Here is a 24403-nt window from a genome sequence, read left to right as displayed (position 1 = left end):
GGATAATGCCCAGTTTTTCCACCTGCGCATCGAAGCGCCGCCGCGCTTGCGGTCGAAAGAGAATCCCATGAAAGACACCATTCGCCAGCTCATCCAGCAAGCCCTGACCCAACTCACCCTCGACGGTGTGCTGCCTGAAGGGCTGACGCCGGCGATCCAGGTGGAGAACGCCCGGGACAAGACCCACGGCGATTTCGCCAGCAACATCGCCATGATGCTGGCCAAGCCGGCCGGCATGAAGCCCCGCGACCTGGCCGAGAAGCTCATCGCCGCGCTGCCTGCCGATCCGCAGATCAGCAAGGTCGAGATCGCCGGCCCCGGCTTCCTCAATTTCTTCCAGAACACCCAGGCCCTGGCTTCGCGCCTGGACGCCGCCCTGGCCGACGCCAAGCTCGGCGTACACAAGGCCGGCCCGCAGCAGAAAGTGGTCATCGACCTGTCCGCGCCGAACCTGGCCAAGGAAATGCACGTAGGCCACCTGCGCTCGACCATCATCGGCGACGCCGTGGCCCGGGTTCTGGAGTTCCTCGGCGACGAGGTGATCCGGCAGAACCACGTCGGCGACTGGGGCACCCAGTTCGGCATGCTGCTGGCCTACCTGGAAGAGAACCCGATCACCAGCGACGAGCTGTCGGACCTGGAAAACTTCTACCGCGCCGCCAAGAAGCGTTTCGACGAATCCGAAGCCTTCGCCGACCGTGCCCGTGGTCTGGTGGTCAAGCTGCAGGCCGGCGACGCCGACTGCCTGACGCTGTGGACCCGCTTCAAGGACATCTCGCTGTCGCACTGCCAGAAGACCTACGAACTGCTCAACGTCAAACTGACCCCGGCCGACGTGATGGGCGAAAGCGCCTATAACGACGACCTCGCCAACGTGGTCAGCGACCTCAAGGCCAAGGGCCTGCTGGTCGAAAGCAATGGCGCGCAGTGCGTGTTCCTCGAAGAATTCAAGACCGCCGACGGCGACCCGCTGCCCGTGATCGTGCAGAAAGCCGACGGCGGCTATCTCTACGCCACCACCGACCTCGCGGCCGTGCGCTACCGCAGCAATGTCCTACACGCCGACCGCGCGCTGTACTTCGTCGACCAGCGCCAGGCCCTGCACTTCCAGCAAGTGTTCGAAGTGGCCCGCCGCGCCGGCTTCATCAGCCACCCGATGCAGACCGAGCACATGGGCTTCGGCACCATGAACGGCGCGGACGGTCGTCCATTCAAGACCCGCGACGGCGGCACCGTGAAGCTGATCGACCTGCTGACCGAAGCCAAGGAACGCGCCTACACCCTGGTGAAGGAAAAGAACCCGGAACTGCCGGAAGACGACCTTCGCGCCATTGCCAAGGTGGTCGGTATCGGCGCCGTCAAATACGCCGACCTGTCCAAGCACCGCACCAGCGACTACAGCTTCAACTTCGACCTGATGCTGAACTTCGAAGGCAACACCGCGCCTTACCTGCTGTACGCCTACACCCGCGTGGCCGGCGTATTCCGCAAGCTCGGCAAGGACTTCAGCGAAGTTGAAGGTCAGATCGTTCTGCAAGCCCAGCAGGAACAAGACCTGGCCGCACGCCTGGCGCAGTTTGCCGAGATCCTCAACAACGTCGCCGAGAAAGGCACCCCGCACGTGCTCTGCAGCTACCTGTACGACGTGGCCGGCCTGTTCTCCAGCTTCTACGAGAACTGCCCGATCCTCGGCGCCGAAACCCCGGAACAACAACAGAGCCGCTTGCGCCTGGCGGCCCTGACCGGTCGCACCCTGAAACAGGGCCTGGAGCTGCTGGGCCTGGAAACCCTGGAGCGTATGTAAGTTGGCAGCCAAGAAGAAACCCGCCCCGAAGCGCGGCGCCAGCCGCTACCAGGCACCAGCGAAAAAGCCGATTCCGGGCTGGTTGTGGATGGCGATCGGCCTGACGGTCGGTGCCTTCATCGTGTTCCTGATGAAGCTCGAACCGGGTCGGGATGAGGTCAAGCGGGAGAAGCCCGAGCAGCAGAAGGCCGACAAGGTCGCCGAGGCGAACAAGACACCGCCAAGTCCACAGCAGCCGGTGAAGCCGAAGTACGACTTCTATACCCTGCTGCCAGAGTCGGAAGTGATCGTGCCGCCGGAAGCCGTGCCTGAGAAAACCCCGCCCGTCCCGGCGCAGCCGCCGGTCACGCCAGCGGAAGCGGCGAAGATCGACACTGCCCGGGCCCAGGCCGCGCTCAACGGCGAGGTTCCGCCTCCGGCGCCGCCGGTGATCAAGCCGGCCGCCACCACGCAGTTCTATCTGCAGGCGGGCTCGTTCCGCAAACAGGCGGATGCCGACAAGGTGCGCGCGCAGATCATCCTGCTCGGCCAGTCGGTGCAGGTGGAGTCCGGTACGGTCAAGGAAGAGACCTGGTACCGGGTGCTGGTCGGCCCGTTCAGCAACCGCGAACAACTGACCGTGGCCCAGAAGCAACTGGCCGGCAGCGGCTTCAACAACCTGCTGTTGCAGCAGCGCCAGACCCGCCAGTAATCCCCCGCGCCAAATGAAAAGGCCCTGATGCGAATCAGGGCCTTTTTTTCAGTAGCGCTGTTGCGCGTTCTTCATCGAAACCTGCGTATTCAGCGTCCAGAAGTCATACAGCACACCGAACAGGAACAACCCGCCAGTGAACAGGTAGATCACGCCCGTGATCCATTTGCCCTGATACATGCGGTGTACGCCGAACACCCCGAGAAAGGTCAGCAGCAGCCACGCCACGGTGTAGTCCAACGGACCGGCGTGAAAGCGCAGGTCGGCTTCGCGGTCCATGGCCGGGATCAGGAACAGGTCGATCAGCCAGCCGATACCCAGCAGCCCGATGGTGCAAAACCAGATCGTCCCGGTGACCGGCTTGCCGTAATAAAAGCGGTGCGCGCCCAGAAAACCGAATATCCACAACAGGTAACCAATGACCTTGCTGTGGGTGTCAGGACGCCCTTCCTGTTGATAACCGTTCATTCATAGCCTCGCGCGGTTAGAGAAAAATTTTCTAAGTAAATATGTGACTTTTTCCGATCGAGCCGACGTATGACACTTTTGAGACGACCAGTGGATCAGAAAATGACCAAAAAGCTGTTATAAAGTTGCGCGCCTACACCAACAAGAGCCCTGCCTAATGCGTTCATTTTTCAAGACATGGCTAACTATTTGCCTATTATTGCCACTGGCCGCCCACGCCACCAACCGTGAGCAACGTCTTCCCACCGGCTTTTCCGGATCGACCGCCCATTCCACGGCCACCCGCTCTACCAAGAGCGTAGCCAGCAAGCCCCAGCACTCGCGCCGCAACCACGGCACCTCGCAGACGGTGGCACAGATGCCGCCGAGCCAGAGCAGTGACGTGCTCAGCCGCGCCGTCAACCAGTTGGGTACGCCTTATCGCTGGGGCGGCAGCACCCCGGGCAAGGGCTTCGATTGCAGTGGCCTGGTCAAGTACGCCTTCAACGATATCGACGCAGTAGACCTGCCGCGCACCTCCAACGCCATGGCCAATGGCGACCACGGCGTGAAAGTCGCACGCAGCGACCTCAAGCCGGGTGACCTGCTGTTCTTCAACATCAAGAGCCGCCGGGTGAACCATGTTGCCATCTACCTCGGCAACGACCGCTTCATCCATGCCCCGCGTACCGGCAAGCGCGTCACCATCGACACGCTGAACAAGCCGTACTGGGACAAACGCTACGTGGTGGCCAAACGCGTACTGCCGCAACAGCAAGAACAGTTGCGCCTGGCCAAACGCTAGAAGGCCGAGGGCGAACGCATGTTCGCCCGGGCACACTCCCCACTGATGTCTCCTCGCGCCAGCAACCCCTGAAGACAACTGTCCAGGGTTTGCATCCCCTGTCCCGCGCCGGTCTGCATCGCTGAATACAACTGCGCCTGTTTGCCTTCGCGAATCAGGTTGCGCACAGCGGGGGTCGCCACCAGGATCTCCTGCACGGCGACCCGCCCGCCTGCCGCTCGCGGCACCAGCACTTGCGACACCACAGCCCGCAACGACTCGGCCAACAAGCTGCGCACCATCGCCTTTTCCTCGCCGGCGAAGACATCGACGATGCGGTCGATGCTTTTCACCGCCGACGCCGTGTGCAGCGTCGCCAGCACCAGATGCCCGGTTTCCGCAGCGGTCAGGGCCAGGCGGATGGTTTCCAGGTCGCGCAGTTCGCCGAGCATGATGACGTCCGGGTCCTGACGCAGCGCCGCTCGCAAGGCCTGGGCGAAACCAAGGCTGTGGCGGTGGATTTCACGCTGATTGACCTGGCTGCGCAGCGGCTCATGGATGAACTCGACAGGGTCTTCCAGCGTGAGAATGTGCAAGGCGCGCTGGCGATTCAGATGCTCCACCAGCGCGGCCAGGGTGGTGGACTTGCCCGACCCGGTGGGCCCGGTGACCAGCACCAGCCCGGAGTCGACGTCCACCAACCGCTTGAACGCCTCTCCCAGCCCCAGTTGTTCCAGGCTCGGCACCCGCTCCGGCAGCAAACGCAAGACCGCCCCGGCGCCATGCAATTGTTCGAAGGCATTCACCCGGCAACGCGGTGTGTCCGGCAAGGCCACGGCGAAGTCCAGGTCGCGGCGCTCCTCGAACTCGCGCTGCTGCCGTTCAGTCATGATCTGCGCAAGCAGCGCCCGCATCGTCGCCGGTTCCAGAGGCGGCAGATCCAATGGACGCATCTGCCCATCCACACGAATATTCGGCACCCGGCCAGCCGCCAGGTGCAGATCGGAAGCGCTCTCCCTGAGCGCCAGGGCCAACAGCCCGGTCATTTCCATAAGACTCCCCAAAGACTGACAAGCGGGTAGAATGCCCCGGACCCAATGACCCGCTGGCATCGAATCCATGTCCACCATAGCAGACAACCTTTCCACGCTTGCCGGGCGCATCCAGGGCGCCGCCGCGGCTTGCGGACGTGACCCTGCGAGCATCCAGTTGCTGGCCGTGAGCAAGACCAAACCCGCCGAAGCCGTGCGTGAAGCCTTCGCCGCCGGCGTGCGCGATGTCGGCGAGAATTACCTTCAGGAAGCACTCGGCAAACAGGAAGAATTGACCGACCTGCCCTTGACCTGGCACTTCATCGGCCCCATTCAGTCGAACAAGACCCGCGCCATTGCCGAACATTTCGACTGGGTACACTCGGTGGATCGACTGAAAATCGCACAACGCCTCTCGGAACAACGCCCGGCCAACCTGGCGCCGCTGAACCTGTGCCTGCAGGTCAACGTCAGCGGCGAGGACAGCAAGTCCGGCTGCACGCCCGAAGACCTGCCGGCCCTGGCCGCCGCCGTCGCCGCGCTGCCGAACCTGCGCCTGCGCGGCCTGATGGCCATTCCCGAACCCACCGACGACCGCGCCGCGCAAGACGCCGCCTTCGCCCGCGTGCGGGACCTTCAAGACAGCCTCGGACTGGGCCTCGACACCCTGTCCATGGGCATGAGCCATGACCTGGAAAGCGCCATCGCCCAAGGCGCGACCTGGGTCCGCATCGGCACCGCGCTGTTCGGCGCCCGCGACTATGGCCAGGCCTGATCCATGCACCTTTCACCTTCTTCTATCAAGGACCTGACATGAGCAAGACTCGTATTGCCTTTATCGGCGCAGGCAACATGGCCGCCAGCCTGATCGGCGGCCTGCGCGCCCAGGGCCTGGAAGCCGCGCAGATCCGCGCCAGCGACCCGGGCGCCGAGCAACGGGCGAAAATCCACGCCGAACACGGCATCGAACTGTTCGCAGACAACGCCAGCGCCGTCGAAGGCGCCGACGTTGTCGTACTGGCGGTCAAGCCGCAGGCCATGAAAGCGGTCTGCGAAGCCTTGAAGCCAAGCCTGAAACCCGAGCAACTGGTGGTCTCCATCGCCGCCGGCATCACCTGCGCCAGCATGAACAACTGGCTCGGTGCGCAGCCGATCGTTCGCTGCATGCCCAACACCCCGGCACTGCTGCGCCAGGGCGTGAGCGGCCTGTACGCCACCGCCGAAGTCAGCGCACAGCAACGCGAGCAAGCCGAGCAACTGCTTTCGGCGGTGGGCATCGCCCTGTGGCTGGACAGCGAGCAACAACTGGACGCGGTCACCGCCGTGTCCGGCAGCGGCCCGGCGTACTTCTTCCTGCTGATCGAGGCCATGACCGCCGCCGGCGAAAAACTCGGCCTGCCGCGAGAAACCGCCTCCAGGCTGACCCTGCAAACCGCCTTGGGCGCCGCGCACATGGCAGTGTCCAGCGATGTCGACGCCGCCGAGCTGCGCCGCCGGGTCACCTCGCCCAACGGCACCACCGAAGCGGCAATCAAATCGTTCCAGGCTGATGGTTTCGAAGCACTGGTAGAGAAGGCGCTGGGCGCCGCGGCACATCGTTCGGCGGAAATGGCCGAACAACTGGGCAACTAAGGAGCGTGAAATGATCGGACTGAGTACCGCTGCAATTTTCATCCTGCAGACCATCGGCAGTCTTTATCTGCTGATCATCATGCTGCGCTTCATCCTGCAACTGGTCCGCGCGAACTTCTACAACCCGCTCAGCCAGTTCGCCGTGCGCGCCACCCAGCCGCTGCTGAAACCCATGCGCCGGATCATCCCGAGCCTGTTCGGCCTGGACATGTCTTCGCTGGTGCTGGCGATCATCGTACAGATGGCGCTGATGGGCGCGATCCTGATGCTGCTCTACGGCACCATCGGCAACCCTTTGCAGTTGCTGATCTGGTCGCTGATCGGGGTCACCGCGCTGTTCCTCAACATCTTCTTCTACGCCCTGATCATCAGCGTGATCCTTTCCTGGGTCGCGCCAGGCAGCCACAACCCGGGCGCCGAGCTGATCAACCAGATCTGCGACCCGTTCCTCGCCCCGTTCCGCCGCATCCTGCCGAACCTGGGCGGCCTGGACATCTCGCCGATCCTGGCGTTCATGGCGCTCAAGCTGCTCGACATGCTGGTCATCAACAACCTCGCGGCCATGACCCTCATGCCCGAAGTGTTGCGTCGGCTGGTCTGATCGTAGCGTCAGCGACACCCGCCAGGCCCGCGCCACGAACACCCGTGGCGCCGGGCCCGGTATCGATTCCCGCAACCCCCGGCACATTGCTTGCCGCCCACTCCGGTGGTCTTTAGACTTACGCCTCATTCAGATGTGAGCAGGGTCGATGTCCACTGTCTTTCCCGAAGATTCGGTCGGTCTGGTAACACCGCAACTGGCGCAGTTCGACGAGCCCCTGGCCCTGGCCTGCGGTCGCGCCCTGGCCTCCTACGAGCTGGTCTACGAAACCTACGGCACGCTCAACAGCAGTGCCAGCAACGCCGTGCTGATCTGCCACGCGTTGTCCGGTCACCATCACGCCGCCGGCTACCACAGCGCCGACGACCGCAAGCCCGGCTGGTGGGACAGTTGCATCGGCCCCGGCAAGCCCATCGATACCAACCGTTTCTTCGTGGTCAGCCTGAACAACCTCGGCGGCTGCAACGGCAGTACCGGCCCGAGCAGCGTCAATCCGGCGACCGGCAAGCCCTACGGCGCCGACTTCCCGGTGCTGACGGTGGAAGACTGGGTGCACAGCCAGGCGCGCCTGGCCGACCGGCTCGGCATCCACCAGTGGGCGGCGGTGGTGGGCGGCAGCCTCGGCGGCATGCAAGCACTGCAATGGACCATCACCTACCCGGACCGCGTGCGCCACTGCCTGGACATCGCCTCGGCACCCAAGCTCTCGGCCCAGAACATCGCCTTCAACGAAGTGGCACGCCAGGCCATCCTCACCGACCCGGAATTCCACGGCGGTTCATTCCAGGACCAGGGCGTGATCCCCAAGCGCGGTCTGATGCTGGCCCGCATGGTGGGCCACATCACCTACCTGTCCGATGACTCCATGGGCGAGAAATTCGGCCGCGAACTGAAGAGCGACAAGCTCAACTACGACTTCCACAGTGTCGAGTTCCAGGTCGAAAGCTACCTGCGCTACCAGGGCGAGGAATTCTCCGGCCGCTTCGACGCCAACACCTACCTGCTGATGACCAAGGCGCTGGACTACTTCGACCCGGCCGCCAGCCACGGCGGCGACCTCGCGGCGACCCTGGCCCATGTCACGGCGGACTACTGCGTGATGTCCTTCACCACGGACTGGCGCTTCTCCCCGGCCCGCTCGCGGGAAATCGTCGACGCCCTGATCGCCGCGCGGAAAAACGTCTGCTACCTGGATATCGACTCGCCTTACGGCCACGACGCCTTCCTGATCCCGACCCCGCGCTACATCCAGGGTTTCTCCAACTACATGAACCGCATCGTCTGCTGAGGAATCCATGAGAGCCGATTTGGAAATCATCCAGGACTGGATCCCCGCCGGCAGCCGCGTGCTCGACCTCGGTTGCGGTAACGGTGAACTGCTGGCTTCGCTGCGCGACACCAAGCAGGTCGCGGGCTATGGCCTGGAAATCGACGCCGACAATATCGCCCAGTGCGTGGCCAAGGGCGTCAACGTCATCGAACAGGACCTCGACAAGGGCCTGGGCAACTTCGCCAGCAACAGCTTCGACGTGGTGGTCATGACCCAGGCCCTGCAGGCCGTGGAGTACCCGGACCGGATCCTCGACGAAATGCTGCGGGTGGGCCGCCAGTGCATCATCACCTTCCCCAACTTCGGCCACTGGCGCTGCCGCTGGTACCTCGCGACCAAGGGTCGCATGCCGGTCTCGGACTTCATGCCGTATACCTGGTACAACACGCCGAACATCCATTTCTGCACCTTCGAAGACTTCGAGGCGCTGTGCAGCGAACGCCGTGCGCAGGTCCTCAACCGCCTGGCGGTGGACAATCGTCACCGCAACGGATGGGGCGGCCGGCTTTGGCCTAATCTTTTAGGGGAAATCGGCATTTATCGTGTAAGCAGCCCCGGCCTGCAGGAGCACAAGGTCGCGGTCTAATTCGCCCAATCAGAGGATACGATCATGCGTCGCCTAGCCATGTTTCTGTTCAGCCTGTGCCTGGCCCTGCCAGTGCTGGCTGCCGATGCCGCAAAACCGGAGCGCAAGGAAGTCTTCGGCGATGTCACCGTGCATTACAGCGTCTTCAACTCCACATTCCTGCAGCCCCAAACGGCGCAGGCCAGCGGGCTGGTACGCAGCAAGAACCAGGGCGTGCTCAATATTGCCGTGCTCAAGGCCGGCAAGCCGGGCCCCGCGAACGTCAGCGGCACCGTCAGTGACCTGACCAGCCGCAAGAACAACCTGAGCTTCAAACAGGTCAGCGACCAGGGCGCCGTCTATTACCTGGCCCAGTTCCCGGTGGACCAGCCGGAAACCCTGACCTTCTCGATCACGGTCGGCTCGGGCGACGCCAACAACACCTTCAGCTTCAACCAGGAAGTCTTCCCAGGCGAATGATGAACATCAAGCAACTCGTATTGGCCAGCCACAACGCCGGCAAACTCAAGGAACTGCAGGCCATGCTCGGTGACACCGTGCAACTGCGCTCCATCGGTGAATTCAGCAGCGTCGAGCCGGAAGAAACCGGCCTGTCGTTCGTCGAGAACGCCATCCTCAAGGCCCGCAATGCCGCGCGCATCTCCGGCCTGCCGGCACTGGCCGACGATTCGGGGCTGGCGGTGGACTTCCTCGGCGGCGCACCCGGCATCTATTCGGCGCGCTATGCCGACGGCAAGGGCGATGCGGCGAACAACGCCAAGCTGCTGGACGCTCTGAAAGATGTCCCGGAAGCCGAACGTGGCGCGCAGTTCGTCTGCGTCCTGGCGCTGGTCCGCCACGCCGATGATCCACTGCCGATCCTCTGCGAAGGGCTGTGGCACGGCCGCATCCTGACCGCCGCCAGCGGCGAACACGGCTTCGGCTACGACCCGCTGTTCTGGGTCCCGGAGCGTGAATGCTCCAGCGCCGAACTGGCGCCGGCCGAGAAGAACCAACTGAGTCACCGCGCCCGCGCCATGAGCCTGCTGCGTCAACGTCTGGGCCTGGCATGACCGAAAAAACGCCGGCACAGCCACTGCATCTGGGCGAGGCTGGCTTCACGTCCCAAACACCAAGGGCGGCCTTGCCGCATCTGCCGCCTTTGGCGCTGTACATCCATATTCCGTGGTGCGTGCGCAAATGCCCGTATTGCGACTTCAACTCCCACGCCGCCACCCCCGAGCTGCCTGAAGAGGCCTACGTCGACGCGTTGCTGGCCGACCTCGACCAGGAATTGCACGCCGTATATGGCCGGCCGATCAGCTCGATCTTCTTTGGCGGCGGCACGCCCAGCCTGTTCAGCGCCAAGGCGCTGGGCCGCCTGCTGGTCGGGGTGGAGCAGCGCATTCCGTTTGCCAGCGATATCGAGATCACCCTCGAAGCCAACCCGGGGACCTTCGAACAAGAGAAGTTCAAGGCTTACCGGCAGTTGGGCATCAATCGGCTGTCCATCGGCATCCAGAGCTTCCAGCAGGCCAAGCTCGAAGCGCTCGGCCGCATCCATAACGGCGACGAAGCGATCCGCGCCGCCGCCATGGCGCGCAATGCCGGGTTCGACAACTTCAACCTGGACCTGATGCACGGGCTGCCGGACCAATCGCTGGACGACGCCCTGGCCGACCTGCAACAAGCCATCGACCTCGGCCCGACGCACCTGTCCTGGTACCAGTTGACCCTGGAGCCGAACACCGTGTTCTGGAACCAGCCGCCGGTGCTGCCGGAAGACGACATCCTCTGGGATATCCAGGAAGCCGGCCAGGCCCTGCTCGCGCAAAACGGCTTCCACCAGTACGAAGTCTCCGCCTACGCCCAGGCCGGACGGGCGGCCCGGCACAACCTGAACTACTGGAGCTTCGGCGACTTCATCGGCATCGGCGCGGGCGCGCACGGCAAGCTCAGCCACCCGGACGGCCGCATTCTGCGCACCTGGAAAACCCGTCTGCCCAAGGACTACCTGAACCCGGCCAAGGCCTTCAAGGCCGGCGAAAAGCTGCTACCGGTGGATGAACTGCCCTTCGAATTCCTGATGAACGCCCTGCGCCTGACCGACGGCGTCGACGCTGTGCTGTTCAGCCAGCGAACCGGGCTGCCACTGGAACAACTCACCGCGGCGCGCCGGGAAGCAGAACAAAAAGGCCTTTTACAAGTCGAACCGACGCGACTGGTCGCCACTGCACGCGGCCAGTTGTTCCTCAACGACCTGTTGCAGTACTTCTTGACCTAAGGAAAGCGCATGGACCTGGTACTCGACCTGCTCTCAACCATCTCCCGCTGGAGCCGTAGCAACCTGTCGGAAATCTCGCTGGCGCTGGTCGGCTGCCTGCTGGTGCTGTTCGGCACCGATATCAAAAGCTGGGTCGAAGGACGCCTCGGCGGCCTGGCCGGGGCTTTGCGGGTGCCGTTCATGGCCCTGCTGGTGCTGATCGGCAGCGGCGCTGCGCTGATCTATGCCACCCCGTGGGTGGTGAAGGGACTGGGCCAGTTCAACAACTACGCGCTGGCGCCGGTGTTGCTGGTGGTGCTGGTGTTGATCGGCGTGGTGGCTGATCGGCGGGGATAAAGCAATCGCGACGCCTCGTCGCCTCGACAAGCTCGCGCCTAAAGGTCCGGTGTATTCGAGACCAGTAGGAGCGAGCTTGCTCGCGAAGGACCGCACAGCGGTCCCGCTACATCAGTCAGCCAGTTTCTCGTACTTCAAATCCCAAACCCCGTGCCCCAATCGCTCGCCACGGCGTTCGAACTTGGTGATCGGGCGTTCTTCAGGACGCGGCACATAGGTGCCATCCGCCGCCTGGTTGCGATAACCCGGCGCGACATTCATCACTTCCAGCATGTATTCGGCATACGGTTCCCAGTCGGTCGCCATATGGAATACACCGCCCACCTTCAACTTGCGACGCACCAGTTCGGCGAACTCCGGCTGGACGATGCGGCGTTTGTGGTGACGGCTTTTGTGCCACGGATCAGGGAAGAACAGCATCAGGCGATCGAGGCTGCCGTCAGCGACGCACGTGTTCAGCACCTCGATGGCATCGCAGTCATACACCCGCAGGTTCTTCAGGCCCTGGGTCAGCACACCGTTGAGGAGTGCGCCGACACCCGGACGGTGCACTTCGACACCGATGAAGTCCTGATCCGGCGCGGCGGCGGCCATCTCCAGCAAGGAGTGCCCCATGCCGAAACCGATCTCCAGGGTGCGTGGCGCCGAGCGGCCGAACACCTGGTCGTAATCGACCGGGCTGTCGGCCAGCTTCAGGATGAACAGCGGGCCGCCTTGGTCCAGGCCGCGTTGCTGGCCTTCGGTCATGCGACCGGCGCGCATCACGAAACTCTTGATACGGCGGTGTTGGCGCTCTTCGCCTTCGGCGGCGATCGGCGATTCTTGCGATTCAGTCATCAGAGGCTCTTACTTGATCAGGCCATCCAGCGGCGACGAGGCGCTGGCATAGAGTTTTTTCGGCATGCGGCCGGCCAGGTAGGCAAGGCGGCCGGCGACGATGGCGTGTTTCATGGCTTCGGCCATCATGATCGGCTGCTGCGCGTGGGCAATCGCCGAGTTCATCAGCACCGCCTCGCAACCCAGTTCCATGGCGATGGTGGCGTCGGAAGCGGTACCGACACCGGCGTCCACCAGCACGGGCACCTTGGCTTCTTCGAGGATGATCTGCAGGTTGTACGGGTTGCAGATCCCCAGGCCAGTACCGATCAGACCAGCCAGCGGCATGACCGCGATGCAGCCGGCTTCGGCCAGTTGGCGGGCGATGATCGGATCATCGCTGGTGTAGACCATCACGTCGAAACCGTCCTTGACCAGCACTTCGGCGGCCTTGAGGGTTTCGATCACGTTGGGGAACAGGGTTTTCTGGTCGGCCAGGACTTCCAGCTTGACCAGGTTGTGGCCGTCGAGCAGTTCACGCGCCAGGCGGCAGGTGCGCACGGCTTCGACCGCGTCGTAGCAACCGGCGGTGTTCGGCAGGATGGTGTAGCGGTCTGGCGGCAGTACGTCGAGCAGGTTCGGCTCGCCCGGGTTCTGGCCGATGTTGGTCCGGCGCACGGCGACGGTGACGATCTCGGCACCCGAGGCCTCGATGGCCAGGCGGGTTTCTTCCATGTCACGGTACTTGCCGGTGCCAACCAGCAGGCGCGACTGGAAGGTACGACCGGCCAGGGTGAAGGGCTTGTCGCTACGAACGTTGCTCATCGGTAATCCTCTTGAAGGTTGAGGGACTTGCAGGTGAAGCGCGGGGGCCTAGCCGCCGCCGATGGCGTGGACAACTTCCACCTGGTCGCCTTCGCTCAACGCGGTGCTGTCGTGCTGGCTGCGCGGCACGATGTCCAGGTTCAGTTCGACCGCCACCCGACGCCCAACCAGGTCAAGCCGGCTCAGCAGGGCCGCGACGCTTTCGCCGTCGGGCAATTCGAAGGGTTCACCGTTCAGTTGAATGCGCATGCGCACGGCCGCCATTATTTTTAGGGGCCCGCATTCTAGCGCCGATCCGCGCCCGAACCCAAGGCCGGGCGACACCATTCGTCACGATTTTCGACCCGCGAGTCAGTTCATCCGCCAGGCCGCCAGACCCAGGCACAACCAGCCGGCGAGGAAGGCGGTTCCGCCCAATGGCGTGATGATGCCGAGCTTGCTGATACCGCTCAGGGTCAGCAGGTACAGACTGCCAGAGAACAGCAGGATGCCGAGGCCAAACAGACCGCCGGCCCAGTTCACCAGCCGTCCCGGCAGGTGCACGCTGAGCACCGCGACGCCGATCAGCGCCAGCGCGTGGACCAGTTGATAGGTGACGCCGGTGTGGAAGATCGCCAGGTATTCAGGGGTCAGCCGGCCCTTGAGTCCGTGGGCGGCGAAGGCGCCGAGGGCCACGCCGGTAAAGCCGAAGAACGCCGCAAGCATCAGGAAGCTACGAAGCATGGAACAACTCCTTGGGGTGCACAGGGCCTGTATAATGACCCGCTCATCCGCCGCGGCCAAGCCATCACCATGCTGTCATCCGTATTTCGACGACTCGCTCGTGCCCTGCTCTGGTTCGCCGGAGGCAGCGTATTGCTGGTGCTGATCTTTCGCTGGGTGCCGCCGCCGGGTACGGCGCTGATGGTCGAGCGCAAGATCGAATCCTGGTTCGACGGCCAGCCCATCGACTTGCAGCGCGACTGGGAGCCTTGGGAACGGATCTCCGATGAGCTGAAAGTGGCGGTCATCGCCGGCGAAGACCAGAAATTCGCCAGTCATTGGGGCTTCGACTTCACGGCCATCCAGGCCGCGCTGGCGCACAACGAACGCGGCGGCACGCTCCGCGGCGCCAGCACCCTGAGCCAGCAGGTGGCCAAGAACCAGTTTCTCTGGTCCGGCCGAAGCTGGCTGCGCAAGGCGCTGGAAGCCTGGTTTACCGCGCTGATCGAATTGCTCTGGTCGAAGGAGCGGATCCTCGAGGTCTACCTCAACAGTGCGGAATGGGACGACGGCGTGTTTGGCGCCCAGGCCGCGGCTCGCCATCACTTCGGCGTCGACGCCAGTCGGTTGTCGCGCCAGCAGGCCAGCCTGCTCGCCGCCGTACTGCCCAACCCGCGTAACTGGAGTGCCAGCCGGCCAAGTAGCTATGTAGCGCGGCGGGCCGGGTGGATTCGGCAGCAAATGGGGCAGTTGGGTGGCGACAGTTATCTGGAGCAGTTGCAGGGGCGATGATTTAGGCCCTACAGCCAATAAAAAAGCCCGACCTTTCGAGTCGGGCTTTCTATTTCTGACACCTGGAAAATCAGGCTGCGATCAGGGCTTTCACCTTGTTCATCGCGTTCTTTTCCAGTTGGCGGATACGCTCCGCCGAAACACTGTACTTGGCCGCCAGGTCATGCAGCGTGGCCTTTTCCTCGGCCAGCCAGCGCTGATAGAGGATGTCGCGGCTACGGTCGTCCAGGCCCTGCAATGCTTCGTGCAGGTTGTTCGAGGAGCTGTCGCTCCAGTCGGCATCTTCCAGTTGGCGAGCCGGATCGTAGCGGTGGTCTTCCAGGTAGTTGGCTGGCGACTGGAAGGCGCTGTCGTCATCGGCTTCGGCAGCCGGGTCGAAGGCCATGTCCTGGCCGGTCAGGCGACTTTCCATCTCGCGGACTTCCCGCGGCTCCACACCCAGGCTTTCGGCGACGCGATGCACTTCGTCGTTGTTCAGCCAGGCCAGACGTTTCTTCTGGCTGCGCAGGTTGAAGAACAGCTTGCGCTGCGCCTTGGTGGTCGCAACCTTGACGATCCGCCAGTTGCGCAGGATGAACTCATGGATCTCGGCCTTGATCCAGTGCACCGCGAAGGACACCAGACGCACGCCCATTTCCGGGTTGAAGCGTTTGACTGCTTTCATCAGGCCGACGTTGCCTTCCTGGATCAGGTCGGCCTGGGCCAGCCCGTAGCCGGAATAGCTGCGGGCGATGTGTACAACGAAGCGCAGGTGCGCGAGCACCATTTGCCGAGCGGACTCAAGATTCTGCTCATAGTAGAGACTCTCGGCCAGTTCACGCTCCTGCTCGGCGGTCAGCAGTGGAATGCTGTTCACCGTATGTACGTAGGCCTCCAGGTTCGCACCCGGAACCAAGGCGTAAGCAGGTTGCAACGAAGTGGTCATACGAAAAAACCTCCGACTCACTAAACTCGTGCCCATGGGCACTGCCAACATTGACCGGAAACCGCTAAACAAGTTCCCTGAAAACCAAAAGAGTCAATACCAGCAAAAAGACACTATCGTGGTGCCAGCTCACTCAGATGCCGGGCCACCGCGATCCATGCACCGATATACCCTAACAGTACCGCACCAAGCAAGAGCGACAGACCATCGGCAGACGGCACGCCCGCCAGGGCGAAATCGCTGCCATACAGCCCTGACAGGTCGACCACCGCGTCATTCAGCCAGTTCAGCCCGAATGCCAGCACGCCCCACGACAGAATCCCCGCGCCCAGCCCGTACAACGCACCCATATAAAGAAAGGGGCGACGCACATAGCTGTCGGTTCCGCCGACCAGCTTGATGACTTCGATTTCCGTGCGACGGTTCTCGATATGCAGGCGAATGGTGTTACCGATCACCAGCAACAGCGCGGACACCAGCAGAACGGTGAGGCCAAAGACGAAGCGATCACCCAGCTTGAGGATCGCCGCCAGCCGCTCTACCCAGACCAGATCGAGCTGCGCCAGCTCAACACGCGGCAGCTCCGACAAACGCTGACGCAAAGCTTCGAGGGTGGCTTTATCGACTTCCGCCGGGGTCACCACCACCACACCGGGCAACGGGTTGTCAGGCAGTTCACGCAGCGCTTCGCCCAGACCGGACTGCTGCTGGAATTCATTGAGCGCCTGTTCGCGGCTCACGTACTCGGCATCGGCCACGCCTGGCAGGGTCTTGATCTGCTCGCGCAGGGCCTCGCCATCACGGGCGCTGGCGTCCAGCTTCAGGTACAGGGAAATCTGCGCGGCGCGCTGCCAGGAGCCGCCCAGCCGTTCGATATTGCTCAGGATCAGCGACAGGCCCATCGGCAGGCTGAGTGCCACCGCCATGACCAGGCAGGTGAAGAAGCTACCGATCGGCTGCTTGCCCAAGCGACGCAGGCTGTCCACCAGGCTGGCGCGGTGGCTTTCCAGCCAGGCATGCAGCAGGGTGCGGAAATCCGGGCCGTCGTCATCGTCATGGCCCTTCTTCTTTTTCTCCGGTTGCGCGTCGGCCGGCTTCGGCGCTACCCGTTCGGATACTTTTGGACTGCGTGTCGCACTCATTGCCCGGCCTCCCCATCGCCGATCAGGCGGCCGCGCTGCAGCGTCAGCATGCGATGGCGCATACGCGCGATCAGCGCCAGGTCGTGGCTGGCGATCAGCACGCTGGTGCCCAGGCGGTTGATATCTTCGAAAACACCCATGATCTCCGCGGCAAGGCGCGGGTCGAGGTTACCGGTGGGTTCGTCCGCCAGCAGCAATGCCGGGCGGTGAACGATGGCGCGGGCGATGCCGACCCGCTGTTGCTGGCCGGTGGACAGGTCGCCGGGGAACAGCGCGGACTTGTCGGAAAGCGCCACCCGCTCCAGTGCCGAATCGACCCGCTTGGCGATCTCGACCTTGGACAGGCCGAGGATCTGCAATGGCAGGGCAACGTTATTGAAGACGGTACGGTCGAACAGCAACTGGTGATTCTGGAACACCACGCCGATCTGGCGGCGCAGGAACGGGATCTGCGCATTGGTGATCTGGCCCAGATCCTGGCCGGCCAGCAGCAACTTGCCGCTGGTCGGACGCTCCATGGCCAGCAGCAGGCGCAACAGGGTGCTCTTGCCGGCACCGGAGTGACCGGTCACGAACAGAAATTCGCCCCGCCGTACCCGAAAACTCAACTCATGCAGGCCAACGTGACCATTCGGGTAACGCTTGGCGACCTGTTCGAATCGAATCATGGGTGCTCCCGCTCGGCAAACAGTGCTTTAACGAAGGATTCTGCTTCGAACGCGCGCAGATCGTCGATGCCTTCACCTACGCCAATATAGCGAATGGGCAGACCGAACTGCTTGGCCAGGGCGAAAATCACCCCGCCCTTGGCGGTGCCGTCCAGCTTGGTCAGGGCCAGGCCGGTCAGTTCGACGCTCTGGTTGAAGTGCTTGGCCTGGTTGATGGCGTTCTGGCCAGTACCGGCGTCGAGTACCAGCAGCACCTCGTGTGGCGCATCGGCGTCGAGCTTGCCAATCACCCGGCGAACCTTCTTCAGCTCTTCCATCAGGTTGTCTTTGGTGTGCAGGCGGCCGGCGGTGTCGGCGATCAGCACATCGACACCACGGGCCTTGGCGGCCTGCACGGCATCGAAGATTACCGAGGCCGAGTCGGCGCCGGTGTGCTGGGCGATGACCGGGATGTTGTTGCGCTCACCCCAGACCTGCAACTGCTCCACCGCCGCGGCACGGAAGGTGTCGCCGGCAGCCAGCATGACCTTCTTGCCTTCGAGCTGGAGCTTCTTGGCCAGCTTGCCGATGGTGGTGGTCTTGCCGGCGCCGTTGACGCCAACCACCAGGATGACGAACGGTTTGTTCTGCGACTGAATCCGCAGCGGTTGCTCCACCGGCTTGAGCAGCCCGGCCAGTTCGTCCTGCAGCGATTTGTACAGTGCGTCGGCGTCCGCCAGTTGCTTGCGGGCGACTTTCTGGGTCAGGTTCTGCACGATCAGAGAGGTGGCCTCGACACCGACGTCGGCGGTCAGCAGACGGGTTTCGATTTCATCAAGCAGGTCGTCATCGATGGCCTTCTTGCCGAGGAACAGGCTGGCCATGCCCTCGCCGATACTGGCGCTGGTCTTCGACAGGCCTTGCTTGAGGCGGGAGAAGAAGCCGGTCTTGGCTTCTTCCACAGGCGCGGGGGCTGGCGCAGGCTCGACAACCGCTTCGACCACCGGAGCAGGAGCCGCAGCGACAACCACCGGAGCAGGCTCGACGACCGGCGCGACGGGCTCGGGTTGCGGGATTGGCGCGGGTTGCGGCTCAGGCTCGACATGAATGACTTCAACCGCCCGCTCGGGAATGACTGGCGGCTGGTGGGGTTCAAGGTCAGGCACCAGCGCGACCGGCTCTTCCGGCACCGGCAGCACCAGGCTGGACGGCGCGGCGAGCGGCGCTTCAGGCGCAACCGGAGCCAGCACTTCAGGGGCGATGGCCGGCGCCGCGCTGACCTGAGGCTCCGGCACTACGGCGGGAGCGGGCTCGGGAGCGATCGGGGCGGGGCTTTCAGGCTGTTCGACAACAGGTTGCTGGGGCTTCTTGCGCAGCCAGCCGAACAGGCCTTTCTTTTCGCCGGACGCAGCCGGCGTTTTCTTGTCGTCGTTGGAACCAAACATGGAAGACGGCTATCTCAGGGTGGCGATGCGCCTGCTTGGCGCGTCAGAATTCTTTTAACGCAGAAGAGACTCTTTTAAATCCGGCTCGTTCGTGCGCGTCGTCTATTTTGTCGAGGGGCCTTTGCGGCGACATCCTCGACAGGCATGGTCGCCAGGCAACCGGATCAGTATCCTAGCACCTCCTAGCCCGCCGACGCTAAGGCCATGCGGGCAGCCCAACAGGTTGAACTACGAATGAATGCTCTAGCCCGCCGTGCCGCTGGCCTGCTGCTCAGCACGATTTGCCTGCCCCTGGCGGCCCTCGCCGCCGAACCGCAACCCACCCACGAATTCATCCTCGACAACGGCCTGAAAGTCGTCGTACGCGAAGACCATCGCGCCCCGGTGGTGGTTTCGCAGGTCTGGTACAAGGTCGGCTCCAGCTACGAGACCCCGGGCCAGACCGGCCTGTCCCACGCTCTTGAGCACATGATGTTCAAAGGCAGCGAGAAGGTTGGCCCCGGCGAGGGCTCGCGCATCCTGCGCGACCTCGGCGCCGAGGAAAACGCCTTCACCAGCGACGACTACACCGCTTATTACCAGGTCCTGGCCCGTGATCGCCTGAACGTCGCCCTGGAACTGGAAGCCGACCGCATGGCCAGCCTGCGCCTGCCGGCCGACGAGTTCAGCCGCGAAATCGAGGTCATCAAGGAAGAGCGCCGCCTGCGCACCGACGACAACCCCGGTTCCAAGGCATTCGAGCTGTTCAAGGCGATGGCCTACCCGGCCAGCGGCTACCACACGCCGACCATCGGCTGGATGGCCGACCTGCAACGCATGAAGGTCGAAGAGCTGCGTCATTGGTACGAGTCCTGGTACGCACCGAACAACGCCACCCTGGTGGTGGTCGGTGACATCACCGTCGATGAAGTGCGCAAGCTGGCCGACCGCTGGTTCGCCGGCATCCCGAAACGTACCCTGCCGCCGACCAAGCTGCCGCTGGAACTGGCTGAACCCGGCCAGCGCCAATTGACCGTGCACGTGCGCACGCAACTGCCGAGCCTGATCTATGGCTTCAACGTGCCGGGCCTGGCCACCGCGAAGAATCCTCGTGAAGTGCATGCCCTGCGGCTGATTTCGGCCCTGCTCGACGGCGGCTACAGCGCCCGCATGGCCAGCCGTCTGGAGCGCGGTCAGGAACTGGTGGCCGGCGCCTCGACCCGCTATGACCCGTTCACCCGCGGCGACAGCCTGTTCGTGCTCTCGGCAACCCCGAACACGCAGAAGAAAAAGACCCTCGCCCAGGTCGAAACCGGTATCTGGCAGTTGCTCGACGAACTGAAGACCACCCCGCCAAGCGCCGAAGAGCTGGAGCGCGTGCGCGCCCAGGTGATCGCCGGCCTGGTCTACGACCGCGACTCCATCAGCAGCCAGGCCACCACCATCGGCCAACTGGAGACGGTCGGCCTGTCTTGGAAGCTGATCGACAACGAGCTGGACGAACTGAAGAGCGTGACCCCCGCGGACATCCAGAACGCCGCGCGCACCTACTTCACCCGCGAGCGCCTGAGCATCGCCCATGTACTGCCCGAGGAGCGCGCCCAATGAGCCAGCAGACCATGCCCCGCTTCAACCTCAAGGGCCTCGGCATTCTCGCGCTGGCCGTAGCCCTGGCCGCGCCCGCCTACGCCGACAGCACCCCGGCCTCAGCCGCCAAGCCGACCAACACCCTGCAGTCGCTGGCCGAGCTGGATGGCAAGGCACCGAGCCACCGCGCCCTGAACATCCAGACCTGGAACACCGCCGAAGGCGCGCGGGTGCTGTTCGTCGAAGCCCACGAGCTGCCGATGTTCGACCTGCGCCTGACCTTCGCCGCCGGCAGCAGCCATGACGGCGCCACCCCCGGCATCGCCTCGCTGACCAACGCCATGCTCAATGAAGGCGTGGCCGGCAAGGACGTCAGCGCCATCGCCCAGGGCTTCGAAGGCCTGGGCGCCGACTTCGGCAACGGCGCCTACCGCGACATGGCGGTAGCCTCGCTGCGCAGCCTGAGCGCTGCCGACAAGCGCGAGCCGGCGTTGAAGCTGTTCGCCGAAGTAGTGGGCAAGCCGACCTTCCCGAAAGACGCCCTGGCCCGGATCAAGAACCAGATCCTCGCCGGCTTCGAGTACCAGAAACAGAACCCCGGCAAGCTCGCCAGCCAGGAACTGTTCGCGCGTCTGTACGGCCAGCACCCCTACGGCCACCCGAGCGACGGCACCGCCAAGACCATTCCGCCGATCACCCTGGAACAACTGCGCGCCTTCCACGCCAAGGCCTACACCGCTGGCAACACGGTGATCGCCCTGGTCGGCGACCTCAGCCGCGCCGACGCCGAGGCCATTGCCTCGCAAGTCTCCGCCGCGCTGCCGAAAGGCCCGGCGCTGGCCAAGGTCGAGCAGCCCGCCGAGCCCAAGGCCGGCGCGACGCACATCGACTTCCCGTCCAAGCAGACGCACCTGCTGCTGGCGCAACTGGGCATCGACCGTAACGACCCGGACTACGCCGCCCTCTCGCTGGGCAACCAGATCCTCGGCGGTGGCTCGTTCGGCACCCGCCTGATGAGCGAAGTGCGGGAGAAACGCGGGCTGACCTACGGCGTCTACTCCACCTTCGTGCCGATGCAGGCGCAAGGGCCGTTCATGATCAACCTGCAGACCCGCGCGGAACTCAGCGAAGGCACGCTCAAGCTGGTGCAGGACCTTCTCAGCGATTACCTGAAGACCGGCCCGACCCAGCAGGAACTGGACGACGCCAAGCGTGAACTGGCCGGCAGCTTCCCGCTGTCCAATGCCAGCAACGCGAGCATCGTCGGCCAACTGGGCGCCATCGGCTTCTATAATCTGCCGCTGACCTACCTTGAAGACTACATGCGCCAGTCTCAGGAACTGACCGTGGAACAGGTTCGCGACGCGCTGAACCGCCACCTGTCGGCCGACAAACTGGTGATCGTCACCGCCGGCCCCAAGGTGCCGCAGCAGCCGCTGCCACCACCCCTCGATAAACCCGCCGAGCAGCCGCTCGGCGTACCGGAGCATTAATGGCCAGTCCATCCAAGCCGCAAACGGGCCCAGGCCAGTTGCGCATCATCGCCGGCGAATGGCGCAGCCGTCGCCTGAGCTTCCCCAGTGCCCCCGGCCTGCGCCCGACGCCGGACCGGGTGCGGGAAACCGTGTTCAACTGGCTTGCCGCGCACATCGAAGGCGCCAAGGTGCTGGATGCCTTCACCGGCAGCGGCGCCTTGTACCTGGAAGCCCTGTCCCGCGGGGCCGGCGATTCCGTGGCCCTGGACAGCAATTCCGCGGCCATCGCCAGCCTGCGGCAGAACCTCGAACTGCTGCGCTGCCCGCGCGGCCAGGTATTCCAGAGCGATGCCCAGCGTTACCTGCAAGGTGAGCCCAAGCTCGCCTTCGACGTGGTGTTCCTCGACCCGCCGTTCCACCAGGACCTGCTGCCGAGCACCTGCGCCCTGCTCGAAGAGCGCGGCTGGCTGGCCGATCGCGCCTGGATCTACACCGAGAGCGAGACCTCGCCTTCGTCGCTGAACCTGCCGGGCAACTGGCGCCTGCACCGCGAGAAAAAAGCCGGTCAGGTGTACTACGCGCTGTGGGAGCGCGGCTGACCGTCATCTGTCCGTCATCTCGCGCGGCAGGCGCCTGAGCCAGCACTTACACTGGTAATCAAGCCTGTCGCGTATTCCCGAGTGAAACCCTGATGTCCATGTCCCCCGCCCCGCCTTTCAGACCCGCGACAGGACTTCGCAACCCTCACCTGCAAACCCTCTGGGGTCCGCTGTGGCGCAAGTCGACAGCACTGGATCACCAGCGCGAACGCGTGTGGCTGGCCGACGGCGATTTCCTCGACCTGGACTGGAGCGGCCCCCGCGACAACACCTCGCCCCTGGTGCTGGTGCTGCACGGGCTGACCGGCTCATCCTCCTCGCATTACGTGCTCGGCCTGCAACACGCGCTGAACGCCCGCGGCTGGGCCAGCGTGGCGGTGAACTGGCGCGGTTGCTCGGGCGAGCCGAACCTGCTGCCGCGCAGCTACCACTCCGGTGCCAGCGGAGACCTGGCCGAAGTGATCGCCCACCTGCGTGCCCAGCGGCCGTCGGCGCCGCTGTACGCGGTGGGTTATTCATTGGGCGGGAATGTGCTGCTCAAATACCTGGGCGAGACCGGCTCGGCGAGCCAGTTGCAGGCCGCCGTGGCGGTGTCGGTGCCGTTTCGCCTGGACCAGTGCGCCGACCGCATCAGCCTGGGCTTCTCGCGGGTTTACCAGCGGCATTTCATCCGCGAAATGGTCACCTACGTGAAGAACAAGGAGCGGCACTTCCAGCACCAAGGCCACCACGAAGGGCTGGAGGCCCTGGCCCGGCTCGGGCCGCTGACCAACCTGCGCACGTTCTGGGACTTCGACGGACGCATCACCGCGCCGCTCAATGGTTTCGATGATGCCCACGACTATTACAAGCGCTCGTCCAGCCGCTACTACCTGGGCGAGAACCGCACGCCAACGCTGATCATCCAGTCCCGCGACGACCCGTTCGTCTTCAGCCACAGCCTTCCCGAAGCCTGTGAGTTGGCCAGCAGCACCCGCCTTGAGCTACACGCTCATGGCGGTCATGTCGGCTTCATCGAGGGCAGTCTGCGCCAGCCGGGGTATTACCTGGAACGGCGTATCCCCGAGTGGCTGGCGCAGCAGGCGGGCCGTTAATCGCCGGTCGCGATTTGGTGCTGCGGATTATTGATCCACTCGCTCCACGAGCCCGCGTACAGCGGCGCCAGCGGATAACCGGCCAGGCTCAGGGCGAACAGGTTGTGGCAGGCGGTAACCCCGGAACCGCAGTAGGCCACCAGCGACTCCGGCTTGCGCGCACCGATCAGTTTAGCGAAGCGGGCCTTTAGCTGGTCGGCGGGCAGGAAGTGGCCGTCGGCACCCAAGTTGTCGGTGAACGCCGCGCATTGCGCGCCGGGAATGTGCCCGGCCACCGGGTCGATCGGCTCCACTTCACCGCGAAAACGCGGCAGGGCGCGGGCATCGAGCAAGGTCAGGGCCGGGTCGCCCAGACGCTCGCGCAATTGCTCGGCACTGATCAGCAACGCCGAATCCGGCTCACCACTGAACGTGCCTTCGCGCTTGTCCGCCAGGTCCAGGCTCAGCGGCAGGCCCGCCGCATGCCAGGCCTTGAGACCGCCATCGAGCAAGTACACACCGCTGCGCTTGCCCAGCCAGGCGAGCAACCACCAGGCCCGCGCGGCGAATGCACCGGGGCCGTCGTCATAGAGCACCACGTCGCTGTCGTTATCGATGCCCCATTGCTGCAGGCGCTCGATCAACCGCTCCGGTTGCGGCAGCGGATGGCGTCCGGTCACACCCTTGACCACTGGCGCGCTCAGGTCGCGTTCCAGATCGGCGAAATGCGCGCCGGCAATATGCCCCTCGGCATAGCTGCGCTGGCCGTAATCCGGATCTTCCAGGGCAAAACGACAATCGAGAATCACCAGCTTCGGCTCGCCGAGGCGTTCCGCCAGTTGCCGGGGTGCAATCAGTTGCGCGTGAGGCATGACAGTCTCCATATCGATT

General features: G+C 64.0%; 27 protein-coding genes and 2 pseudogenes. 18 read left to right on the top strand and 11 right to left on the bottom strand.

The genetic code is table 11. From position 1 onward, the window contains the following. The first annotated feature begins 67 nt into the window (after positions 1 to 67). Both argS and NTD82_RS11790 read left to right on the top strand, forming a co-directional pair. Positions 68 to 1804 (top strand): arginine--tRNA ligase, encoded by a 1737-nt coding sequence (argS, locus tag NTD82_RS11795; protein WP_095156330.1) that lies wholly within the window; start codon positions 68 to 70, stop codon positions 1802 to 1804. A 1-nt stretch (position 1805) separates the two neighbouring features. Continuing rightward, entirely contained in the window at positions 1806 to 2495 is a 690-nt protein-coding gene (locus tag NTD82_RS11790) for an SPOR domain-containing protein (RefSeq protein ID WP_175652702.1), read from the top strand. A gap of 48 nt (positions 2496 to 2543) precedes the next feature. Here NTD82_RS11790 and NTD82_RS11785 read toward each other — a convergent pair whose 3' ends face one another. After that, positions 2544 to 2963, bottom strand: a complete 420-nt coding sequence (locus tag NTD82_RS11785; RefSeq protein WP_262128862.1) for an NINE protein — start codon at positions 2961 to 2963, stop codon at positions 2544 to 2546. Positions 2964 to 3120: 157 nt separating this feature from the next. Between NTD82_RS11785 and NTD82_RS29290 the strand changes: the two are divergent. Next, positions 3121 to 3217 (top strand): annotated as a pseudogene (locus NTD82_RS29290) (peptidase P60); the annotation flags it as partial. 95 nt (positions 3218 to 3312) lie between these two features. Continuing rightward, a pseudogene (locus NTD82_RS11780) lies at positions 3313 to 3747 on the top strand (C40 family peptidase); the annotation flags it as partial. On the opposite strand, the gene NTD82_RS11775 reads toward NTD82_RS11780, so the two are convergent. After that, a complete protein-coding gene (locus NTD82_RS11775; protein WP_262128860.1) occupies positions 3744 to 4778 on the bottom strand; it encodes a type IV pilus twitching motility protein PilT in 1035 nt (344 codons plus the stop codon). The pseudogene NTD82_RS11780 and the gene NTD82_RS11775 sit on opposite strands and share 4 nt — an antisense overlap. Before the next feature lie 67 nt (positions 4779 to 4845). Between NTD82_RS11775 and NTD82_RS11770 the strand changes: the two genes are divergently transcribed. The 9 genes from NTD82_RS11770 to NTD82_RS11730 all read left to right on the top strand — a co-directional run bounded on the left by NTD82_RS11770 (position 4846) and on the right by NTD82_RS11730 (position 11505). Next, positions 4846 to 5532 carry a YggS family pyridoxal phosphate-dependent enzyme gene (locus tag NTD82_RS11770; protein ID WP_262128859.1) on the top strand — a complete coding sequence of 229 codons (687 nt, stop codon included), beginning with the start codon at positions 4846 to 4848 and terminating at the stop codon, positions 5530 to 5532. Positions 5533 to 5570: 38 nt separating this feature from the next. Next, positions 5571 to 6389 carry a pyrroline-5-carboxylate reductase gene (proC, locus tag NTD82_RS11765; RefSeq protein WP_095156336.1) on the top strand — a complete coding sequence of 273 codons (819 nt, stop codon included), beginning with the start codon at positions 5571 to 5573 and terminating at the stop codon, positions 6387 to 6389. A 10-nt stretch (positions 6390 to 6399) separates the two neighbouring features. Beyond that, a complete protein-coding gene (locus NTD82_RS11760) occupies positions 6400 to 6990 on the top strand; it encodes a YggT family protein (RefSeq protein ID WP_095156337.1) in 591 nt (196 codons plus the stop codon). 148 nt (positions 6991 to 7138) lie between these two features. Beyond that, on the top strand, positions 7139 to 8278 hold the full coding sequence (locus tag NTD82_RS11755; protein WP_262128858.1) for a homoserine O-acetyltransferase: 1140 nt from the start codon (positions 7139 to 7141) through the stop codon (positions 8276 to 8278). A gap of 7 nt (positions 8279 to 8285) precedes the next feature. After that, positions 8286 to 8906, top strand: coding sequence for a methionine biosynthesis protein MetW (metW, locus tag NTD82_RS11750; protein ID WP_095156339.1), 621 nt, complete (start codon positions 8286 to 8288; stop codon positions 8904 to 8906). 24 nt (positions 8907 to 8930) lie between these two features. Next, positions 8931 to 9365 (top strand): DUF4426 domain-containing protein, encoded by a 435-nt coding sequence (locus NTD82_RS11745; RefSeq protein ID WP_262128857.1) that lies wholly within the window; start codon positions 8931 to 8933, stop codon positions 9363 to 9365. Continuing rightward, complete coding sequence (gene rdgB, locus NTD82_RS11740) at positions 9362 to 9958, top strand: RdgB/HAM1 family non-canonical purine NTP pyrophosphatase (protein WP_095156341.1); 597 nt, start codon at positions 9362 to 9364, stop codon at positions 9956 to 9958. Before NTD82_RS11745 ends, rdgB begins: the two co-directional genes overlap by 4 nt. Then, the gene (hemW, locus tag NTD82_RS11735) at positions 9955 to 11169 is read left to right on the top strand and encodes a radical SAM family heme chaperone HemW (protein WP_262128856.1); all 1215 of its coding nucleotides are present in this window, start codon (positions 9955 to 9957) and stop codon (positions 11167 to 11169) included. The genes rdgB and hemW overlap by 4 nt, the downstream gene beginning before the upstream one ends. Before the next feature lie 9 nt (positions 11170 to 11178). Next, a complete protein-coding gene (locus tag NTD82_RS11730; protein ID WP_095156343.1) occupies positions 11179 to 11505 on the top strand; it encodes a DUF3392 family protein in 327 nt (108 codons plus the stop codon). Between the two features lie 111 nt (positions 11506 to 11616). Here NTD82_RS11730 and trmB read toward each other — a convergent pair whose 3' ends face one another. The 4 genes from trmB to NTD82_RS11710 form a co-directional block, all read right to left on the bottom strand. After that, positions 11617 to 12342, bottom strand: coding sequence for a tRNA (guanosine(46)-N7)-methyltransferase TrmB (gene trmB, locus NTD82_RS11725; RefSeq protein WP_262128855.1), 726 nt, complete (start codon positions 12340 to 12342; stop codon positions 11617 to 11619). A gap of 9 nt (positions 12343 to 12351) precedes the next feature. Beyond that, a complete protein-coding gene (locus NTD82_RS11720; protein ID WP_065758185.1) occupies positions 12352 to 13146 on the bottom strand; it encodes a thiazole synthase in 795 nt (264 codons plus the stop codon). 48 nt (positions 13147 to 13194) lie between these two features. Further along, the gene (thiS, locus tag NTD82_RS11715) at positions 13195 to 13395 is read right to left on the bottom strand and encodes a sulfur carrier protein ThiS (RefSeq protein ID WP_095156493.1); all 201 of its coding nucleotides are present in this window, start codon (positions 13393 to 13395) and stop codon (positions 13195 to 13197) included. A 102-nt stretch (positions 13396 to 13497) separates the two neighbouring features. Then, entirely contained in the window at positions 13498 to 13869 is a 372-nt protein-coding gene (locus NTD82_RS11710; RefSeq protein ID WP_095156345.1) for a DUF423 domain-containing protein, read from the bottom strand. A gap of 69 nt (positions 13870 to 13938) precedes the next feature. Here NTD82_RS11710 and mtgA point away from each other — a divergent pair, with 69 nt between their 5' ends. Then, positions 13939 to 14640, top strand: coding sequence for a monofunctional biosynthetic peptidoglycan transglycosylase (mtgA, locus tag NTD82_RS11705; protein ID WP_262128853.1), 702 nt, complete (start codon positions 13939 to 13941; stop codon positions 14638 to 14640). Positions 14641 to 14710: 70 nt separating this feature from the next. Here mtgA and rpoH read toward each other — a convergent pair whose 3' ends face one another. From rpoH to ftsY, 4 genes are all read right to left on the bottom strand, one after another. Then, complete coding sequence (rpoH, locus tag NTD82_RS11700; protein WP_095156347.1) at positions 14711 to 15565, bottom strand: RNA polymerase sigma factor RpoH; 855 nt, start codon at positions 15563 to 15565, stop codon at positions 14711 to 14713. Positions 15566 to 15678: 113 nt separating this feature from the next. Further along, positions 15679 to 16707: a permease-like cell division protein FtsX gene (gene ftsX / locus NTD82_RS11695; RefSeq protein ID WP_262128852.1), complete on the bottom strand. Its 1029-nt coding sequence runs from the start codon at positions 16705 to 16707 to the stop codon at positions 15679 to 15681. After that, entirely contained in the window at positions 16704 to 17375 is a 672-nt protein-coding gene (gene ftsE, locus NTD82_RS11690; protein WP_095156349.1) for a cell division ATP-binding protein FtsE, read from the bottom strand. Before ftsE ends, ftsX begins: the two co-directional genes overlap by 4 nt. Next, a complete protein-coding gene (gene ftsY / locus NTD82_RS11685) occupies positions 17372 to 18799 on the bottom strand; it encodes a signal recognition particle-docking protein FtsY (protein WP_262128851.1) in 1428 nt (475 codons plus the stop codon). The genes ftsE and ftsY overlap by 4 nt, the downstream gene beginning before the upstream one ends. Positions 18800 to 19033: 234 nt before the next feature. On the opposite strand from ftsY, the gene NTD82_RS11680 reads away from it, so the two are divergent. The 4 genes from NTD82_RS11680 (at position 19034) to NTD82_RS11665 (ending at position 23533) form a co-directional block, all read left to right on the top strand. Further along, positions 19034 to 20386 carry a M16 family metallopeptidase gene (locus NTD82_RS11680; RefSeq protein ID WP_262128850.1) on the top strand — a complete coding sequence of 451 codons (1353 nt, stop codon included), beginning with the start codon at positions 19034 to 19036 and terminating at the stop codon, positions 20384 to 20386. Next, positions 20383 to 21858: a M16 family metallopeptidase gene (locus NTD82_RS11675; protein WP_262128849.1), complete on the top strand. Its 1476-nt coding sequence runs from the start codon at positions 20383 to 20385 to the stop codon at positions 21856 to 21858. Before NTD82_RS11680 ends, NTD82_RS11675 begins: the two co-directional genes overlap by 4 nt. Beyond that, on the top strand, positions 21858 to 22439 hold the full coding sequence (gene rsmD, locus NTD82_RS11670) for a 16S rRNA (guanine(966)-N(2))-methyltransferase RsmD (RefSeq protein ID WP_110970319.1): 582 nt from the start codon (positions 21858 to 21860) through the stop codon (positions 22437 to 22439). The genes NTD82_RS11675 and rsmD overlap by 1 nt, the downstream gene beginning before the upstream one ends. A 92-nt stretch (positions 22440 to 22531) precedes the next feature. Further along, entirely contained in the window at positions 22532 to 23533 is a 1002-nt protein-coding gene (locus NTD82_RS11665) for a hydrolase (RefSeq protein ID WP_262128848.1), read from the top strand. Here NTD82_RS11665 and NTD82_RS11660 read toward each other — a convergent pair. Then, positions 23530 to 24384, bottom strand: a complete 855-nt coding sequence (locus tag NTD82_RS11660) for a sulfurtransferase (protein WP_262128847.1) — start codon at positions 24382 to 24384, stop codon at positions 23530 to 23532. The genes NTD82_RS11665 and NTD82_RS11660 overlap by 4 nt on opposite strands. Between the last annotated feature and the right edge of the window lie 19 nt (positions 24385 to 24403).

The sequence above is a fragment of the Pseudomonas sp. 5P_5.1_Bac1 genome (assembly GCF_025466015.1).
In the GTDB taxonomy this organism is placed as follows: domain Bacteria; phylum Pseudomonadota; class Gammaproteobacteria; order Pseudomonadales; family Pseudomonadaceae; genus Aquipseudomonas.
This window is presented reverse-complemented; position numbering and strand designations above follow the sequence as displayed.

Bases quoted from the DNA above. Each gene is read 5' to 3' on its own strand.
- argS (WP_095156330.1), top strand. From the start codon at position 68: ATGAAAGACACCATTCGCCAGCTCATCCAGCAAGCCCTGACCCAACTC.
- NTD82_RS11785 (WP_262128862.1), bottom strand. From the start codon at position 2,963: ATGAACGGTTATCAACAGGAAGGGCGTCCTGACACCCACAGCAAGGTC.
- NTD82_RS11775 (WP_262128860.1), bottom strand. From the start codon at position 4,778: ATGGAAATGACCGGGCTGTTGGCCCTGGCGCTCAGGGAGAGCGCTTCC.
- NTD82_RS11770 (WP_262128859.1), top strand. From the start codon at position 4,846: ATGTCCACCATAGCAGACAACCTTTCCACGCTTGCCGGGCGCATCCAG.
- proC (WP_095156336.1), top strand. From the start codon at position 5,571: ATGAGCAAGACTCGTATTGCCTTTATCGGCGCAGGCAACATGGCCGCC.
- NTD82_RS11760 (WP_095156337.1), top strand. From the start codon at position 6,400: ATGATCGGACTGAGTACCGCTGCAATTTTCATCCTGCAGACCATCGGC.
- NTD82_RS11755 (WP_262128858.1), top strand. From the start codon at position 7,139: ATGTCCACTGTCTTTCCCGAAGATTCGGTCGGTCTGGTAACACCGCAA.
- metW (WP_095156339.1), top strand. From the start codon at position 8,286: ATGAGAGCCGATTTGGAAATCATCCAGGACTGGATCCCCGCCGGCAGC.
- NTD82_RS11745 (WP_262128857.1), top strand. From the start codon at position 8,931: ATGCGTCGCCTAGCCATGTTTCTGTTCAGCCTGTGCCTGGCCCTGCCA.
- rdgB (WP_095156341.1), top strand. From the start codon at position 9,362: ATGATGAACATCAAGCAACTCGTATTGGCCAGCCACAACGCCGGCAAA.
- hemW (WP_262128856.1), top strand. From the start codon at position 9,955: ATGACCGAAAAAACGCCGGCACAGCCACTGCATCTGGGCGAGGCTGGC.
- NTD82_RS11730 (WP_095156343.1), top strand. From the start codon at position 11,179: ATGGACCTGGTACTCGACCTGCTCTCAACCATCTCCCGCTGGAGCCGT.
- trmB (WP_262128855.1), bottom strand. From the start codon at position 12,342: ATGACTGAATCGCAAGAATCGCCGATCGCCGCCGAAGGCGAAGAGCGC.
- NTD82_RS11720 (WP_065758185.1), bottom strand. From the start codon at position 13,146: ATGAGCAACGTTCGTAGCGACAAGCCCTTCACCCTGGCCGGTCGTACC.
- thiS (WP_095156493.1), bottom strand. From the start codon at position 13,395: ATGCGCATTCAACTGAACGGTGAACCCTTCGAATTGCCCGACGGCGAA.
- NTD82_RS11710 (WP_095156345.1), bottom strand. From the start codon at position 13,869: ATGCTTCGTAGCTTCCTGATGCTTGCGGCGTTCTTCGGCTTTACCGGC.
- mtgA (WP_262128853.1), top strand. From the start codon at position 13,939: ATGCTGTCATCCGTATTTCGACGACTCGCTCGTGCCCTGCTCTGGTTC.
- rpoH (WP_095156347.1), bottom strand. From the start codon at position 15,565: ATGACCACTTCGTTGCAACCTGCTTACGCCTTGGTTCCGGGTGCGAAC.
- ftsX (WP_262128852.1), bottom strand. From the start codon at position 16,707: ATGAGTGCGACACGCAGTCCAAAAGTATCCGAACGGGTAGCGCCGAAG.
- ftsE (WP_095156349.1), bottom strand. From the start codon at position 17,375: ATGATTCGATTCGAACAGGTCGCCAAGCGTTACCCGAATGGTCACGTT.
- ftsY (WP_262128851.1), bottom strand. From the start codon at position 18,799: ATGTTTGGTTCCAACGACGACAAGAAAACGCCGGCTGCGTCCGGCGAA.
- NTD82_RS11680 (WP_262128850.1), top strand. From the start codon at position 19,034: ATGAATGCTCTAGCCCGCCGTGCCGCTGGCCTGCTGCTCAGCACGATT.
- NTD82_RS11675 (WP_262128849.1), top strand. From the start codon at position 20,383: ATGAGCCAGCAGACCATGCCCCGCTTCAACCTCAAGGGCCTCGGCATT.
- rsmD (WP_110970319.1), top strand. From the start codon at position 21,858: ATGGCCAGTCCATCCAAGCCGCAAACGGGCCCAGGCCAGTTGCGCATC.
- NTD82_RS11665 (WP_262128848.1), top strand. From the start codon at position 22,532: ATGTCCATGTCCCCCGCCCCGCCTTTCAGACCCGCGACAGGACTTCGC.
- NTD82_RS11660 (WP_262128847.1), bottom strand. From the start codon at position 24,384: ATGCCTCACGCGCAACTGATTGCACCCCGGCAACTGGCGGAACGCCTC.